General features: G+C 37.4%; 16 protein-coding genes and 1 tRNA gene. 11 read left to right on the forward strand and 6 right to left on the reverse strand.

Annotation, left to right across the window (positions count from 1 at the left end):
* Nucleotides 1–158: 158 nt before the first annotated feature.
* Together HMPREF9699_RS00915 and HMPREF9699_RS00920 are read right to left on the reverse strand one after the other, a co-directional pair.
* Complete coding sequence (locus tag HMPREF9699_RS00915) at nt 159–1,379, reverse strand: BaiN/RdsA family NAD(P)/FAD-dependent oxidoreductase (RefSeq protein ID WP_002661605.1); 1,221 nt, start codon at nt 1,377–1,379, stop codon at nt 159–161.
* Nucleotides 1,380–1,397: 18 nt separating this feature from the next.
* Complete coding sequence (locus HMPREF9699_RS00920) at nt 1,398–2,348, reverse strand: hydrogen peroxide-inducible genes activator (protein WP_002661606.1); 951 nt, start codon at nt 2,346–2,348, stop codon at nt 1,398–1,400.
* Between the two features lie 149 nt (nt 2,349–2,497).
* Between HMPREF9699_RS00920 and HMPREF9699_RS00925 the strand changes: the two genes are divergently transcribed.
* The 5 genes from HMPREF9699_RS00925 to HMPREF9699_RS00945 all read left to right on the forward strand — a co-directional run bounded on the left by HMPREF9699_RS00925 (nt 2,498) and on the right by HMPREF9699_RS00945 (nt 6,867).
* Complete coding sequence (locus tag HMPREF9699_RS00925; protein WP_002661608.1) at nt 2,498–3,985, forward strand: catalase; 1,488 nt, start codon at nt 2,498–2,500, stop codon at nt 3,983–3,985.
* Between the two features lie 170 nt (nt 3,986–4,155).
* Nucleotides 4,156–4,923 (forward strand): enoyl-CoA hydratase/isomerase family protein, encoded by a 768-nt coding sequence (locus HMPREF9699_RS00930; RefSeq protein ID WP_002661609.1) that lies wholly within the window; start codon nt 4,156–4,158, stop codon nt 4,921–4,923.
* Between the two features lie 4 nt (nt 4,924–4,927).
* The gene (locus tag HMPREF9699_RS00935; protein WP_002686856.1) at nt 4,928–5,362 is read left to right on the forward strand and encodes a deoxycytidylate deaminase; all 435 of its coding nucleotides are present in this window, start codon (nt 4,928–4,930) and stop codon (nt 5,360–5,362) included.
* A 72-nt stretch (nt 5,363–5,434) separates the two neighbouring features.
* Nucleotides 5,435–6,349, forward strand: a complete 915-nt coding sequence (locus HMPREF9699_RS00940) for a tyrosine recombinase (RefSeq protein ID WP_002661613.1) — start codon at nt 5,435–5,437, stop codon at nt 6,347–6,349.
* Nucleotides 6,346–6,867 carry an NUDIX domain-containing protein gene (locus HMPREF9699_RS00945; RefSeq protein ID WP_002661615.1) on the forward strand — a complete coding sequence of 174 codons (522 nt, stop codon included), beginning with the start codon at nt 6,346–6,348 and terminating at the stop codon, nt 6,865–6,867. Before HMPREF9699_RS00940 ends, HMPREF9699_RS00945 begins: the two co-directional genes overlap by 4 nt.
* Before the next feature lie 2 nt (nt 6,868–6,869).
* Here the strand turns inward: HMPREF9699_RS00945 and HMPREF9699_RS00950 are convergent, their stop codons facing one another.
* From HMPREF9699_RS00950 to rpsT, 3 genes are all read right to left on the reverse strand, one after another.
* Nucleotides 6,870–7,289: a type II 3-dehydroquinate dehydratase gene (locus HMPREF9699_RS00950; RefSeq protein WP_002661616.1), complete on the reverse strand. Its 420-nt coding sequence runs from the start codon at nt 7,287–7,289 to the stop codon at nt 6,870–6,872.
* Between the two features lie 57 nt (nt 7,290–7,346).
* Nucleotides 7,347–7,421 (reverse strand) — tRNA-Glu (locus HMPREF9699_RS00955).
* Nucleotides 7,422–7,435: 14 nt separating this feature from the next.
* Complete coding sequence (gene rpsT, locus HMPREF9699_RS00960; protein WP_002686847.1) at nt 7,436–7,690, reverse strand: 30S ribosomal protein S20; 255 nt, start codon at nt 7,688–7,690, stop codon at nt 7,436–7,438.
* A gap of 522 nt (nt 7,691–8,212) precedes the next feature.
* On the opposite strand from rpsT, the gene HMPREF9699_RS00965 reads away from it, so the two are divergent.
* Complete coding sequence (locus HMPREF9699_RS00965) at nt 8,213–10,504, forward strand: DUF5686 family protein (protein WP_002661621.1); 2,292 nt, start codon at nt 8,213–8,215, stop codon at nt 10,502–10,504.
* Nucleotides 10,505–10,618: 114 nt separating this feature from the next.
* Nucleotides 10,619–11,839 (forward strand): serine hydrolase domain-containing protein, encoded by a 1,221-nt coding sequence (locus HMPREF9699_RS00970; protein WP_002661623.1) that lies wholly within the window; start codon nt 10,619–10,621, stop codon nt 11,837–11,839.
* 14 nt (nt 11,840–11,853) lie between these two features.
* Here HMPREF9699_RS00970 and HMPREF9699_RS00975 read toward each other — a convergent pair whose 3' ends face one another.
* Nucleotides 11,854–12,057: a hypothetical protein gene (locus HMPREF9699_RS00975; protein ID WP_034985376.1), complete on the reverse strand. Its 204-nt coding sequence runs from the start codon at nt 12,055–12,057 to the stop codon at nt 11,854–11,856.
* Nucleotides 12,058–12,155: 98 nt separating this feature from the next.
* Here HMPREF9699_RS00975 and HMPREF9699_RS00980 point away from each other — a divergent pair, with 98 nt between their 5' ends.
* The 4 genes from HMPREF9699_RS00980 (at nt 12,156) to HMPREF9699_RS00995 (ending at nt 15,492) form a co-directional block, all read left to right on the forward strand.
* Entirely contained in the window at nt 12,156–12,467 is a 312-nt protein-coding gene (locus HMPREF9699_RS00980) for a hypothetical protein (protein WP_002661624.1), read from the forward strand.
* A 192-nt stretch (nt 12,468–12,659) separates the two neighbouring features.
* A complete protein-coding gene (locus tag HMPREF9699_RS00985; protein ID WP_002661626.1) occupies nt 12,660–14,342 on the forward strand; it encodes an Ig-like domain-containing domain in 1,683 nt (560 codons plus the stop codon).
* Entirely contained in the window at nt 14,326–14,778 is a 453-nt protein-coding gene (locus HMPREF9699_RS00990) for a heme-binding domain-containing protein (RefSeq protein WP_002661627.1), read from the forward strand. Before HMPREF9699_RS00985 ends, HMPREF9699_RS00990 begins: the two co-directional genes overlap by 17 nt.
* Before the next feature lie 18 nt (nt 14,779–14,796).
* Nucleotides 14,797–15,492 carry an HAD family hydrolase gene (locus tag HMPREF9699_RS00995; protein ID WP_002661629.1) on the forward strand — a complete coding sequence of 232 codons (696 nt, stop codon included), beginning with the start codon at nt 14,797–14,799 and terminating at the stop codon, nt 15,490–15,492.
* Nucleotides 15,493–15,514: the final 22 nt, after the last annotated feature.

The raw sequence follows: 15,514 nt of genomic DNA on the forward strand, positions 1-15,514 counted from the left end.
CCCAGATAGGTTTTTCAGTTTTCTATATGGATTATTCAAATTCCTAGATAGGTTTTTCAATTTTCTATATGGATTATTCAAATTCCTAGATAGGTCTTTCAATTTTCTATATGGATTATTCAAATTCCTAGATGGGTTTTTCAGTTTCTCTTTTATCGTCATCCGTTCATTTCGTTCAAGTGAGTAGCTATAATCCAAGCCTCACTCCAGCATGCCTGAAAATTAAACCCTCCCGTAATGGCATCTATGTCCAAAACTTCACCCGCTATATAGAAATTGGGGAGAAGTTTAGATGCCATGGTTTTAAAATCTATTTCTTTAAGCTCTACTCCACCGGCGGTGACAAATTCATCTTTAAAAGTAGATTTACCTTGAACCTGAAATTCCTTTTGGCAAAGGTTTTCTGCTATTTTTCTGATGCCTTTTTTAGAAACTTGCATCCAAGTTTTATAAGGTTCTATCTGACTTTCGGTGAGTATCTTTGACCAAAATCTATTGGTGATGTCAAAAATTTTACTCTGAGACAATGTCTTATTCGGGTGCATAGATTTATAGTCTTCCATAGTTTCTATACACTTTTCTATATGCTCTGAAATAAAATTAACTTCAATGGTAAACTGATAATTCACTTTCGCCAGCTCCCGAGCTTGCCATGCAGAAAGCCTTAAAATCACAGGCCCCGAAAGCCCCCAATGGGTAATGAGCAACGCTCCTGTTTCTTCACTTTTCAGGGTCTTTATTTTCACGGTAGCATTAGGAAAACTGGTACCACTCAGTTCATTAAGCAACGCATCTTGTATGGTAAAAGTAAAAAGAGAGGGTACTGGGGAGATGATATGATGCCCAAGGTTTTCCAGTAATTGTAATGATTTGGGGCTACTGCCCGTACTGAAAAGAATAATATCCGCATGAAAAACCTTATCTTTTGTATGCACCGTGTACCCTACATCCGTGGGAATAATTTGGTGAACCACAGACTGAGTATGAACCTGCACACCATTCTTTTGCATTTCACGCAAAAAGCAGTCTATAATGGTTTGGGAGGAATTGCTCTCTGGGAAAATCCTATTATCATTTTCTATTTTTACGGCTACGCCTCGCTCTTCCAGCCACTGCATCATATCTCCTGGCTGAAATTTAGAAAAAACACTCCTCAGTTCCTTACTCCCTCGGGGATAGAATAAAGACAGCTCCCTAGGGTCAAAACAAGCATGGGTTACATTACACCTTCCACCTCCCGAAATTTTTACCTTCTGTAGGAGGTCTTTATTTTGTTCCAAAATGGTAATCTGATACTTATGGGCATCTAAATTTGCTGCACAAAAACACCCCGCAGCTCCTCCACCTATGATGATGACATGTTTTTTTCCGTCTTTCATACAATGCGTTATAAGCGTCTATTCTGGTTTAATATTAATATAATCCTCTTCAGACTGATAATAATTTAAGCTAGGATGAAGAAAATGCTGGATGAATTTTTTCAGTTCGTCTATGAGTTTTTGTTTATAAGTAGGTTTGTAGTACAGCATAGAAATCTCCCTGTAAGGAAAAGGTTTTTTAAATCTATACACTCTAGATAGCTTGTTCTCATCCATGGTCTTAGAGGCCAGCTCTGGCAAAATAGAAATCCCTCCTAGCCTATCTACAATCTGGATAAGACTACTAATATTAGAAGCACGATAGTTTAAATTTTTCGGTGCAAGTGCATTTTCCTTTAAATGACAAATTCTTTCAAACTGAGTAGAAAGACAATTTCCCTCTTCCAAAAGCCAAACTTTATCTGTATCTATCTGCTCCGGAACCACAAAAGCCCCCTGAGTACACTTCAGCTCTTCTGAGCTATACACCATCAGCTCCTCATTAAAAAGCACCTCTTGATAAAACTCCTCTCCACCAGAATGTGGCGTAGCAATTACGCCCATGTCTATCTCTCCCGCTCTAAGTGCTTTCAGCACTCCTTCCGTAGCCATCTCTCTCACCACCAGCTGAATGGCAGCCTTCTCTCTCACAAAATCTAAAATTACCGTAGGCAAAAGGTAAGTGGATACGGTAGGAATCACCCCTATTGTAAGCTTTCCTGCTACCACATTCCTCAGGGAATTAGAAATATCTTTCAGTGCATTAATTTCATCTAGAATCTTTTGAGCCTGAGCAATAACAGGCATCCCCATATCCGTAGTACGAATAGGATGACTACTTCTATCAAATATCTTTACATCCAGTTCATCTTCCAGTTTTTGAATCATCGCACTGAGTGTGGGCTGTGTAACGAAACAAGCCTGAGCCGCCTTTCCGAAATGCTTATGTTTATCTACCGCTATAAGGTATTCCAGCTGCTGAATATTCATTTTGCCAATAATTTATGATGACAAAAATACTCTATCTTTATTAATAAAACGATGTTTTTTAGCAAATAAATGGGCTTTTCATTTCTCAAATTATTTATCTTTGTGCTATTACTCATCTATTTTCTTCGGAAATTTTTTAAACAAAAAACATGAAAAAATTAACCACCGCATCTGGAAGTCCTTATTTCGAACACGAAAACTCCCAAACCGTAGGAGCCAGAGGTCCCGTACTATTACAAGATTTTTATCTACACGAAAACTTAGCACACTTCGTAAGGGAAAGAATCCCTGAAAGAGTGGTACATGCCAAAGGAACAGGTGCCTATGGAAAATTTACCGTAACACATGATATCCACCAATACACCAAAGCAAAGCTATTCTCTAAAGTAGGTAATGAATGTAAGGTTTTTGTACGATTTTCTACCGTAGGTGGCGAAAAAGGAAGTGCAGATACTGCTAGAGACCCAAGAGGTTTCGCTGTAAAATTTTATACCGAAGAAGGAAATTGGGATTTAGTAGGAAACAATACACCTGTTTTCTTCATTAAAGACGCTAAAAAGTTTCCAGATTTTATTCACACCCAAAAAAGAACCCCCGATACCCACCTGAAAAGTGCTACCATGATGTGGGATTTCTTTAGCCTCAACCCTGAATCTCTCCACCAAGTATTGATTCTCATGTCAGACAGAGGTACGCCCTATGGCTACAGACATATTCACGGATTTGGCTCACACACTTTCAGTATGATTAATGCGAAAAATGAAAGAGTTTGGGTGAAATTTCATCTCAAAACCCAACAGGGCATTAAGAATTTTACCGATGAACAAGCGGTGAAAATGGCCGGAGAAAATCCAGACTTCGCACAAGAAGACCTCTGTAATGCCATTGCCGAAGGAAATTTTCCAAAGTGGAAACTCTACATCCAAGTAATGACCGAAGAACAAGCCAATAATTTCCGATGGAATCCTTTTGATGTCACCAAAGTTTGGTTTCATGAAGAATATCCCCTAATAGAAGTGGGAGAGCTTGAACTCAATGAAATTCCGAATAATTATTTCGCCCATGTAGAACAAGCTACTTTCTCTCCAAGTAACCTCATCAGCGGCATCAGCTTTTCCCCCGATAAAATGCTTCAGGGAAGACTACTCTCCTATCCTGATGCCCACCGATACAGAGTAGGAGCAAATGCTCATCTTTTAGAAGTGAACCGATGCCCTTTCGCTGTAAATAATTTCCAGAGAGATGGTGCCATGGCACAAGGAGAGTATGGAAATGCTCCTAATTACTACCCCAATAGCTTTGGTGATGTACATCCTTCACCCAAGCATAAATCCTATGATTATGAATTAGATAGTAATATGGTAGCTTATTTTAACCGAAATGAAAATGATGCCGACCACTATACACAGCCAGGACTTCTATATTCTAAAGCAATGAATGATGAAGATAGAACCCATCTGATTAAAAACATTGCAGCAAGCATGAAACAAATCCAAGGTGAAAAGAAAAATGAAATTATTAACAGACAGCTGTGTCATTTCTTTAGAGCTCATCTGGATTTAGGAATGAGAATAGTGAAAGAGATGAACTTAGAAATTGATTTTAATATGCTGAATCATATTAATAAACACGCATAGAAAGTTCATACTTTTTCCAAAAAAAATTAACAAAGCGTACAAATTTCATTGTAATCTAAATCTCCCTATCCCTCACAAAGGAATAGGGACTTTTTTTATTTATAAATCCTCTTTACAAAACCAAATTCTTTATCTTTGTGCTAAACAGAATAATATTAATTCAGAAAATTATGAATTTTGAAAATATCATCATCCAAAAAAATGGATATATAGCACAGCTTACCATCCATCGTCCAGAAGCACTCAATGCATTGAACGGAAAAACCATTGCAGAACTGAGCGAAGCACTTTCTCAATTAGAAAACGATACCGAGTGCAGAGTCATCATCCTTACAGGAAGTGGCGAAAAATCTTTCGTAGCAGGTGCAGACATCAAGGAATTTGCTGATTATGGTTTTGACGAAGCAAAAGCATTAGCAGAAAAAGGACAAAACACACTCTTTAACAAAATAGAAAACCTTAAAAAACCTGTCATTGCAGCAGTAAATGGCTTTGCACTGGGAGGTGGGTTAGAGCTGGCAATGGCTTGCCATATTCGTTATGCCTCTGATAATGCTAAATTAGGACTTCCAGAAGTGACCCTAGGGCTCATTCCTGGCTACGGAGGCACACAGAGATTACCACAATTGGTAGGAAAAGGATTAGCAAATGAAATGATTTTTTCAGCTAAAATGATTTCTGCCGACAAAGCAAAAGAAATAGGCTTGGTAAATGAAGTATTTCCACCATCGGAGTTATTAATAAAAGCAGAAGAACTCGCACACAGCATTGCTAAAAACTCACCTATGGCCATAGAAAAAGCCATAGAAGCAGTCAATTTATCGGCAACGGAAAGGGGCTTCGAAAAGGAAATTCAGTCTTTCGGTGAACTCTTTGAAATGGACGATAAAAAAGAAGGAGTTACCGCATTTTTAGAGAAAAGAAAACCAAATTTTTAATACATTGGAAACTACAAAATTTGATTTTGCCTATTTACGCATGGCTCGTGAGTGGGCAAAATTATCTTATTGCGAAAGAAAAAAAGTGGGTGCCTTAGTAGTAAAAGACCGTATGATTATTTCTGATGGATTTAATGGAACTCCCTCAGGAGCTAAAAATCAATGCGAAGACGATGAAGGAAACACCTTATGGTATGTGCTTCATGCAGAAGCAAACGCCATCCTAAAACTAGCAAAATCCACTCAAAGTGCAGAAGGTGCCACACTCTACCTCACACTTTCACCCTGTAAAGAATGTAGTAAACTCATACTGCAAGCCGGCATCTCCAAAGTAGTCTATATTCATAGATATTCTGATGCTTCAGGGTTAGATTTCCTTAAGGAAAATGGCGTAGAAATACTCCAAATAGCAGAAGAAGAACTAGATACAAACTATTAATGATATTTCAAATTTGGGGTTTGAGATTTGAAATTCTTTTCCTATCTTTACTAAGAGAAATTTAAAAAAGAAATGGAAAGCGTTTGGAATCAGAGAATCGCTATGTATGAGAGCCATTTACAATTAGAAAAAATGATGGCTCACAACTCCATTTTGGCTTACCTTAGAGATGTAAAAAAGCTCCAATCTTTCGCCGAAAATCAGCTGGAAGTTTTATCCCCAGAATCTATTACCCTCACGGATTTACAAGAGTTTCTCTATCAACAATTCAAAGAAAAAACCAGTCCGAGAGCACAAGCAAGATGGATTTCAGGCATTAAATCTTTTTTTCATTTTTTAGTAGAAGAAAACCTCATTCCTACCTCTCCTGCATTATTACTTCAGGCTCCTAAATTGGGGTTCTATTTACCAGATACGCTCAGTACTACCGAAATAGACTCACTTTTATTACAGATAGAAAGAGGAAGTTTCATAGGAGAAAGAGATTATTGTATTTTGGAGGTTTTATACGGCTGCGGATTAAGAGTTTCTGAAGCTATTGAACTAAAAATTTCGTCAATTAATTTTAAAGAAAATTTCGTAGAAGTAATAGGAAAAGGCGATAAAGTACGCTGGGTACCACTTACTGATTACACTCAGGAAATTATTGAAAATTATATAAAGTATTATCGGCCAGAGATAGATATTCACCCTGATTTTACAGATACTTTATTCCTCAACACTCGTGGAAAAGCTCTTTCAAGAGTTTCGGTATTTACCATGATTAAAGCACTTGCCGTAAAAGCCCATCTTAAGAAAAATATTTCTCCTCACACTTTCAGGCATAGCTACGCTACGCATTTGCTCCAGAACGGTGCCGATTTGCGTTTCATTCAGGAAATGCTGGGACACTCTAGCATTACCACTACAGAAATATATACCCATTTGGAAACCGAAGAACTTAGAGAAACTGTACTCCATCATCACCCTAGAAATCAAAACATATGAAAAACTTACTATTCTGTCCCGTTTGTGGTAAAGAAAGCCTCACCTTTATAAATCATAGAAAATGGCAGTGTTCAGATTGTGATTTTGTATTATTCCATAACATTGCAGCAGCAGTAGCGGTTATTCTTCGTGTAGGGAATGAAATATTCCTCACCCAAAGAGCCATTGCTCCCAATTCAGGTGCTTTGGATTTACCTGGAGGCTTTTCAGACCCCGAAGAAACATCGGAAGAAACCTGTGTGCGTGAACTCCATGAAGAACTAGGTATTATCTTTCCGATAGAAAAACTCCGATACTTAGGCTCTCAACCTAATATCTATCCGTACAAAGGAGTAACTTACCGTACCATGGATATGTTTTATGAATTAATTTTGGAGGAAAAGTTCATCCCAAAAATAGACTGCACAGAAATCAGATGCGGTATCTGGATGGATTTAGAAAGCCTTCCCATAGAAAAAATGGCTTTCAATTCTCAGAAAACATTTATGGAAAGCTACAGAAAGCGATATTTTTTTTAATTTCAATACGCTTCATTTACTATCGCTGAAACAGCGAGGAGGTATCCCTTTGTCCCCAACCCAGTGATAACACCATCTACATAAGGTGCCGTAACCGATTTTTGCCTAAAAGGTTCTCGTTGGTAAATATTACTGATGTGTACCTCTATTTTCTTTTTTTGAATATTTTTTAGCCCATCTGCAATAGCATAAGAATAATGCGTATAAGCAGCAGGGTTAATCACTAACGCATCAAAATCACTTTGCTGCAAAAAATCAATAATCGCACCTTCATGGTTAGATTGAAAGTACTCAAATATTACTTCAGGAAAAGTAGATTTTATGGTTTCCAATACACCTTCCATTGTTTCTGTACCATAGATTTGCGGTTCGCGTGTCCCAAGAAGGTTAAGATTTGGTCCATTAACAATTGCTATTTTCATGTCCTATGATATATAATGCTACAAAAATAAAAAAAACCTTCGGAAAAATCCGAAGGTTGGTAGCCCGTAGGGGAATCGAACCCCTCTTGCAAGAATGAAAATCTTGAGTCCTAACCGATAGACGAACGGGCCATTAATTTATGATATTAACCCAGCTTATTTACATGCTTTGTTAATTTGCTCTTCAAATTTGCAGCTTTATTCTTGTGAATAATATTTTTCTTTGCTAATTTATCCAACAAAGATATCACTTTAGGAAGTTGAGCTTCTGCTACAGACTTATCTTCTTCATTTCTCAAAACCTTCATTGCAGTTCTTGCAGTTTTGTGATAATATCTATTACGAAGTCTTCTCGCTTCGTTTTGTCTAATTCTCTTAAGTGCTGATTTATGATTTGCCATTGTTCCTGTCTCAATTGTGGTTGCAAAGATATGACAATTTCCGTTACCTCCAAATTTTCTTTTACTTTTTTTTCAAAAAAAACGAACATTTACACCCAACACATTTATAATCAATAAAATAATTTTACATCAATTTTCATTTTTTTCTTTATTAAATTCTGGAAAGCCCCTTCATAGTCCATATTACAGGCGATAAAACAATTATAAGCTCGTTTAAATTTTTATTACCACAAAGGCAAAGTTATACAAAAGTGGTTTTATCAAAAGTTTCTTTTTTTAGACAAAAGTAAAATCGCTATTATTTCATCAAAGTTTGAACAACTCATTCTTTATATTAAAAAGGAAACAAGAGACAGGACACCATTCTCCAAAAGAATCTTTCCGTACAATTCTACACCGCAACTCATTTTTTACGGAAAATAATAATTAGATTTGTAGTGTTATGGGGTATTATTTCTGAGAATGATTACATCAAAAAAACTCAGCAATGCCAGTATAGTCTTCATTTAATATTTTTGGGGTATGAAATCATGTTTATCTTTTATACTACTATTTTGTTTTTCGTATTTGTTATCTCAGCAGGAAACAGAAAAGCAAATAGACGGAATAGTCATCAAAAAGGTACAAAAAAAGTACAAAAATAAAAAGGATAATCCTGCCTACGCCATCATGAAAGAGGTCTGGAGCAGAAAAAAAAACAACGCCTTAGAAAAATTTGACACCTACTCTCTTCAAGAGTACGAGAAAATTCAGTACGATGTAGCCAATATTGATAGTGCGTTTATAAACAGTAAAATATTTCAAGGTTTAGATTTTATTTTTAATTATACCGATTCTGCAACTCACGGAAAACCTTCACTTCCTGTCTATTTGAATGAATCTATTTACAATCATTTCGTACAAAATTCGCCTACAAAAAGAAAGAAAAAACTGATGATTGCCCAAAAAAGCTCGGGGTTTGAAGAAAATGAACTGGTCCGAAGAGCTGGGCAGAACTTGTATAGGGAAATTAATCTATATGACAATGTCATTAATTATTTTGACATCGGATTTCAGTCGCCCGTAGGAGAAAATGCTTTTGCCACCTATCATTTTGCCATTACGGACACCATTCACTACCGCAGCCAGAAGGCTTTTGTCATTCAGTTTGAACCTCGAATCAAAGAAGCATTAGCCTTTACGGGGAGTCTTTATATCTCTACAGATGAATATTCTGTACTTAGAGCAACACTCCGTTCTCCCGCAAAAATGGGCGTAAATTTTGTCAATGGCGTTTTTACCGTAATAGAGTATGACAACCCTGATACAAATACCTTTTTACCCCAAAAACTTTCCACTTCCATAGAGCTTTCACCTTTTTCAAAAAATAAAAAAAATAATCGTAAGAGTTTCATCGTTACCCGCTCCGTGTCTTACAATCAATATCAGTTTAACATTCCCCTCACTGAGGACCAGCTCACCGAAAAAGAAGAAGAACAACACAAGAATTTTTATACTCAGAGTGATGATTTCTGGAATCAGAATAGGCATGATTCACTCTCTGTGCAGGAAAAAGGTATCTACGAAATGCTGGATAAACTTCAAGAGACGCCCAAGTTTAAGGCGATTGTAAGAACCACCGAAGTTCTTGCTACGGGATATTATAATATAGGCAATGCCATAGACATCGGGTACCTGTATTCCATTTATGACTATAATGCCATTGAAGGACATAGGCTGAGGCTATCCTCAAGAACTTATTTTGGACAAAATGATATGTGGAGAGTGCAGGGCTTTCTCACTTATGGTTTCAGAGATGAGAGGTTTAAGTATGCCATTGAAGGAAAATATATGTTTAACAAGCTCAATAGATTCATGCTGGGCTATGGACATAGACACTCCCTGAGGCAACTGGGAGCACAGCTTACCACAGATGATGCCATCATAAGAAGTACTTTTGCCACTTCCTCCGTTTTTGGAAGAGGAGAAAATAACTCACTCAGCTGGGTTTCTCAGCATAATTTCTTTACTGCTATAGACCCCATAAAAAACTTTACCATTCGTTTAGATGCCCACCATCAGAAAATCAAAGCTGCTATGCCTAAGCAATTTGATATTCGGTTTTATGACCGAAAAGGCAATGTACACACTCACCTTACAGATAGCCATCTTACCTTGAGTCTCATTGCAAGACCTGGTGCTAAATTTGCTAAAACAGGCATTGATAGAAGTGAAAGCAGAACGCTAGCCCCCACCATCGTACTCAAATATACCCGAGGATTTGAAGGAGTCTTCGGAAGCGATGTAGCATACAATAAACTCCAGTTTCTTTTTAACAAACCTTTCTTAGTAGGCACTTTGGGGAAATCCTTCGTAGGGGTAGAAATAGGAAAAACCTTTGACCCCGTACCTATTCCTTTGCAGAATAGCATCCCTGGAAACCAGTCTTATGGCATTGCGAAATATGCTTTTGCCCAGCTCAATTTTTATGAGTTCATCGCCAGCTCTTATATTACTACCCACTGGGAACATCATCTCAATGGTAAACTCTTCTCTCTCTTACCTCTGATAAAAAAACTCAACCTAAGAGAGGTACTCATAGCGAAAGCCGCCTACGGAACACTCTCTGATGAAGCCAAAGCCATGAATCTTTCAGGGTATAGGTACCGTGCCCCCGATAAAAACATCTATTTCGAATATGGCTTAGGGGTAGAGAATATAGGAATAGGAAACCTGAGGATTTTCCGCATTGATTTTAATTGGCGTGGAAACTATCTCCACCTTCCCAACAGCTCAAAATTCGGAATCAAATTTGGGATTCAATATTCCTATTAACGCTCAAGGAGCGTACCCAAAATGTTCACATTTATTAATTTTGCACAGCAAATAAAGAAAAAAAGTAAACCTATTTCCCTCCAGAGCGAGGGACTACCGCGTTAAATAGAAATTATGATAGAAAAAGTAATATACGGATTCGGTATTCTAGTCCTCTTTTTTTTCTCTTGCCAAAAAAAGGAAACATCGCAAAAGCATACCAATTCTCCTTCCCCTTACGCAGCTCATTTTTCTGATGCTGATAAAGCCACCTCCCCTGAAACGGTAGTTAAAATCCAGCATTACTATCAAAAAATTTGGGAAGAGGGAAACCTTTGGGGGGCTTTTCTCGTGGCCAAAGGAGACCGTATTCTCTACGAAAACTATAGAGGCTTTGCAGATGGAAATCATTCCCAGCTCATTGATAAAGAAACCCCTCTTCATATCGCCTCTATTTCTAAACCACTGACTGCTATGGCGGTACTCAAATTAGTGGAACAAGGCAAGCTCTCCCTAGACACACCTATTTCCGAAATTTTTAAGGGATTTAGTTATAAAGGCGTTACCGTAAAAAACCTTCTCAACCAAAGAAGTGGGCTCCCCAAATACGAACATTTCATGCCCGATATTGCTAAAAAAAATCCTAAATATCAAAAAGCATTTTGGACGAATGGTGAAATTTTAGAAGCCATGATTCTGCATAAACCCGATATCCATAAAGCCCCAGAAACAGGGTTTGCCTATTGTAATACTAACTATGCCCTTCTGGCACTCATCGTGGAAAAACTGACAAAGAAAAAGTTTCCCGATGCCATGAATACACTTATCTTTCAGCCCCTGAAAATGAAAAACTCCTTCATATTTCAGCCCAAAGACACACTTACCGCAGCGAAATCTTTCTATTCCAAAAACGAAAAACCCTTTGCGTATGATGCCTTAGACATGGTCTATGGAGATAAAAATGTATATACCACCCCCAGAGATTTGCTTCTATTTTCCACTGCACTGTATTCTGGGAAATTCTTAAATCCTATGCTTCAGGAACAGCTCTTCATCCCCTACAGCAATGAAAAACCAGGCGTAAAAAACTACGGACTGGGCTTCCGGCTAAAGACTTATGAAAATGCTAAAATCTTACCTTACCATACCGGATGGTGGCACGGCACAAATGCCGTCTTCGGACATTTATTAGATGAAAAAGTAACCATCATTGCCATTGGGAACAAATTTTCTAAAGGCCCTTACACTGCGTTAGCATTGGCAAGTCTTTTCGGGGACTATCCCGTTGAGAAAATGAAATATGAGATTGCCATGGAGCTGATTGCTAAAGATAGCGTGATGACGATGGAGGAATAATTAAAAAAACTCAATTATCTATCTAGGAAATTTAATGCACCATCTAGGAAACTCCATGTCCCATCTAGGAAATTTAATGCACCATCTAGGAAATTCAATGCCCCATCTAGGAAATTTAATGTCCCATCTAGGAAATTTAATGCCCCATCTAGGAAACTCCATGCACCATCTAGGAAATTCAATGCACCATTCCAAAGCTCTTTGACTGAAAAAAACACGAATCAAACATTAGATAATATAAATTTCTCTACCAGTAAACATATTTTTTGAAAAAAAATCACTACATTAGCCCAATCACAACTAAAAAACAAAATTTATGGCAAAAAAATCTTTCGCTGAAGAAACCACATCAGCACAATTACTAGTAGAAGCTCTCAATAAAAGAGAGGGAAATATGCCAGTAGGAGTTACCGAAGAACTTAAGAATCAACTGAACACTTCGTACCAACAAGCAGTCCAAACCAATGTAGAACAAGAAAAACTAAAAGCACTACTGAAAGAAAAAACTGCCGAACTGGATAAGCATCTGAATGAGATGAGAGCCACCTATACTCATCTTAAAAAATACATTAAAATGGGTATCTCTAAAGAACTTTGGAAAGAGTTCGGTATAGAGGACAAACGCTAAAAACACCACCAAAGCTACTCCCAATATTGGAAGTAGCTTTTTTTTTAAATGCTGTAAGGAGTAGGCAGAAAGCCATACATCAAAAGTCTTTATACTTTTTACTTTATACTTTATACTTTATACTTTTTACTTTCTACATTATACATTAAAACGAATCATTCCAAAAATCTTACATTTGCACAAAATCTCTTCATGAAGCATATTTTCGGGATACTCCTACTCATTTTTACATTATTTTCTTGTGCCCGTTTAGGTGCTCCTGTGGGAGGAGACCAAGACACCATCGCCCCAAGACCTTTGGCGGTGAACATAGATTCTCCCTTTACCCAAGTACCTAAAGACTTCCGTACACTTAGAATAAAATTTGATGAATACATTACCCTAAAAGACATACAGAAAAATCTCATCATCTCCCCTCCTATAAAGCACATCACTAAAATCCTTCCCTCTAATTTACCCACCAAAGAATTGGTCATTGAGTGGAAAGATACTCTACAAGCCAATACTACCTATAGCTTTAACTTCGGGAATGCCATTCGTGATAATAATGAGGGCAATGTGCTACCTTACTATAACTTCGCTTTCTCCACAGGAGAAAAAATAGCAGACCTCTACCTCAGTGGCTACCTCAAAGAAGGCTACCATACAGAGGGCGTGGCTAAAAAATCGGGTACCGAAAACGCTTCAGTAAAAGTAGTAGGGCTTTACCCATATAAATATACCATTGACTATAATAAAAAGCCCATCTACATTACCAAAGTAGATGAAGATGGCTATTTCGAGCTGAATTATCTATCCAAAGGCACCTATAAAATCATCGGCTTTGAAGATAAAAATGAAAACGCTATCTTTGATAGTGGCACAGAGTCCATCGCTTTCCTCAGAGACACTCTCCACATCAATGAATCTCGTTCTAAGGTACAGCTATCTCTTTTCCCATCTAAGAAAGCAGTAAAATATGTAGAAGCGAAAGAAATACCGGGGGGAGCTTTGTTCCTATTTGAAGGAAATACCTCTGAGGTAAATTTACAGCCAGAAAACAAAGATTTAGTGTACAAAGTACACCAAAAACCTCACTCTGATTCGGTACAAGTGTTTGTGGATACTACACAAGAAATTTTTAAGAAAAATACACCACAAAATTTAACTTTTGAGTACACCGCTGGGGAGAAAAAAGGTAAAGCCAGTTTATTTTTCAGAAATACCCAGCCTCCTACGCTCAGTCTTTCTGGTGAAGCCATCCTCCCTCCTAAAAGTAATTTTATCATTAAAAGTAATCTCCCCTTAGAAAAACTGGACACCTCTGGCTGGAAACTGATGCAGGATAGCCTTACCACCATCCCTTTCAAAGCGGAAATAATGCCTAAAGATGCCACTAAAATCACCATTTCTGCCGAATTTTTAGAAGACAAAAAATACACCCTTACCGTTCCTAAAGCATCTATAATATCTTTTTTCACTGCCAATGAAAAGACCCACCAGTGGGATTTTACCCTAGACAAAATAAGCAACTATGGCAGTTTAGAACTAAGATTAAAAAACACCGAACAAACGCCCCAATTCCGATGGATTCAACTCATCAATACGGAAGGAAAAATCATTGCCGAAAGATATACCTCTGATAAGAATATCAAATTCCCTATCCTAAAACCTGGAGAATACCATGCAAGGATTTTAGTAGATGAAAATCATGATGAGTTTTGGTCTCCCGCAGATTTACAAAACCAACAATACGCAGAGCCTGTATTTATTTTTCCTAAAAAAATCACCATTCGTCCGCTTTGGGAATTAATAGAAGATTGGAATTTAGAAAATACCACCACACCTCTAGATGCCTCCTCAATAATAGAAAACAAAGATGAAAAAACAGACTAAAATTTTCCTTGGCATCATCGCAGTACTCGTAGGGATACAGCTCATTCCTATAAATAGAACCCATGCCCCCGTGGAAGCCACTAAAAATTTCGTTACTATAGAAAATACCCCAAGAGAAATCCAAACACTGATAAAAAATGCGTGTTATGATTGTCATTCTAACGAGGTAAAATACCCTTGGTACGCATACATCGCCCCGATATCTTGGTCAGTAAAAAATCATATCAACGAAGGACAAGAACACCTCAATTTCTCTGAATGGGGTACCTATAACAAAGAACTAAAAAAGCGAATGATGCAAAAATCTGTGGAAGAAATTGAAAACAGAAAAATGCCTCTTTCGGGCTATCTCCCTTTGCATCCAGAAGCAAGGCTCACCGCAGAACAAAGACAGATGATGATACAATATTTCCAGCAAATAGAACAAAGAAATTAATCCCTATTTTGACATTCCATGACTATACAACATCTTTTCTTCGATTTAGATAACACCCTTTGGGACCATAGAAAAAACGCCTATCTTACACTGAAAGATATCTTTGAAAAAGAAAACATCAATGCCCTTTATGGAATAGACTTTGAAGATTTTCACCGTGAATATTTTACCATCAATGAAAATCTTTGGGCACAAATCCGAGACGGAGAAATCACCAAAGAATACTTGAGAAAGCACCGTTTTTATGATTCTTTTTTATTCTTCGGAATTGATGATATCAACCTCTCTACCTCTTTTGAAAACCAATTTTTAGACGAAATTATCGGACATAATGAACTGGTAACAGGTACCATAGAAACACTTACCTACCTTAAAAACAAAGGGTACGAACTACATATTTTATCTAATGGTTTTCAAGAAGTTACCCACAGAAAATGCCAAATGTCTGGAATAGCGTTTTTCTTTTCCACCATTACCAGTGCCGATGAAATTTCAATACGAAAACCACAAGCAGAAATATTTCAGTATGCTCTCCATAAATCTGATGCTACCATAGCAAATTCCATGATGATAGGGGACGACTGGATAGCCGATATAGAAGGAGCATTGGCTTTTGGAATGCCCGCCATTTTCTTAGACTGCTTTAATGATGGCTACCATGCAGAAAATGTAAAAACCGTACAATCACTATTAGAAATTAAAAATATACTCTAAAGAAGTAGTACTCCGTTTTCAT

It is taken from the genome of Bergeyella zoohelcum ATCC 43767 (assembly GCF_000301075.1).
Taxonomy (GTDB): Bacteria; Bacteroidota; Bacteroidia; order Flavobacteriales; family Weeksellaceae; genus Bergeyella; species Bergeyella zoohelcum.

Excerpts from the sequence above, each read along its gene's own strand:
- HMPREF9699_RS00915 (WP_002661605.1), bottom strand. The coding sequence starts at position 1,379 with ATGAAAGACGGAAAAAAACATGTCATCATCATAGGTGGAGGAGCTGCG.
- HMPREF9699_RS00920 (WP_002661606.1), bottom strand. The coding sequence starts at position 2,348 with ATGAATATTCAGCAGCTGGAATACCTTATAGCGGTAGATAAACATAAG.
- HMPREF9699_RS00925 (WP_002661608.1), top strand. The coding sequence starts at position 2,498 with ATGAAAAAATTAACCACCGCATCTGGAAGTCCTTATTTCGAACACGAA.
- HMPREF9699_RS00930 (WP_002661609.1), top strand. The coding sequence starts at position 4,156 with ATGAATTTTGAAAATATCATCATCCAAAAAAATGGATATATAGCACAG.
- HMPREF9699_RS00940 (WP_002661613.1), top strand. The coding sequence starts at position 5,435 with ATGGAAAGCGTTTGGAATCAGAGAATCGCTATGTATGAGAGCCATTTA.
- HMPREF9699_RS00945 (WP_002661615.1), top strand. The coding sequence starts at position 6,346 with ATGAAAAACTTACTATTCTGTCCCGTTTGTGGTAAAGAAAGCCTCACC.
- HMPREF9699_RS00950 (WP_002661616.1), bottom strand. The coding sequence starts at position 7,289 with ATGAAAATAGCAATTGTTAATGGACCAAATCTTAACCTTCTTGGGACA.
- rpsT (WP_002686847.1), bottom strand. The coding sequence starts at position 7,690 with ATGGCAAATCATAAATCAGCACTTAAGAGAATTAGACAAAACGAAGCG.
- HMPREF9699_RS00965 (WP_002661621.1), top strand. The coding sequence starts at position 8,213 with ATGAAATCATGTTTATCTTTTATACTACTATTTTGTTTTTCGTATTTG.
- HMPREF9699_RS00970 (WP_002661623.1), top strand. The coding sequence starts at position 10,619 with ATGATAGAAAAAGTAATATACGGATTCGGTATTCTAGTCCTCTTTTTT.
- HMPREF9699_RS00980 (WP_002661624.1), top strand. The coding sequence starts at position 12,156 with ATGGCAAAAAAATCTTTCGCTGAAGAAACCACATCAGCACAATTACTA.
- HMPREF9699_RS00985 (WP_002661626.1), top strand. The coding sequence starts at position 12,660 with ATGAAGCATATTTTCGGGATACTCCTACTCATTTTTACATTATTTTCT.
- HMPREF9699_RS00990 (WP_002661627.1), top strand. The coding sequence starts at position 14,326 with ATGAAAAAACAGACTAAAATTTTCCTTGGCATCATCGCAGTACTCGTA.
- HMPREF9699_RS00995 (WP_002661629.1), top strand. The coding sequence starts at position 14,797 with ATGACTATACAACATCTTTTCTTCGATTTAGATAACACCCTTTGGGAC.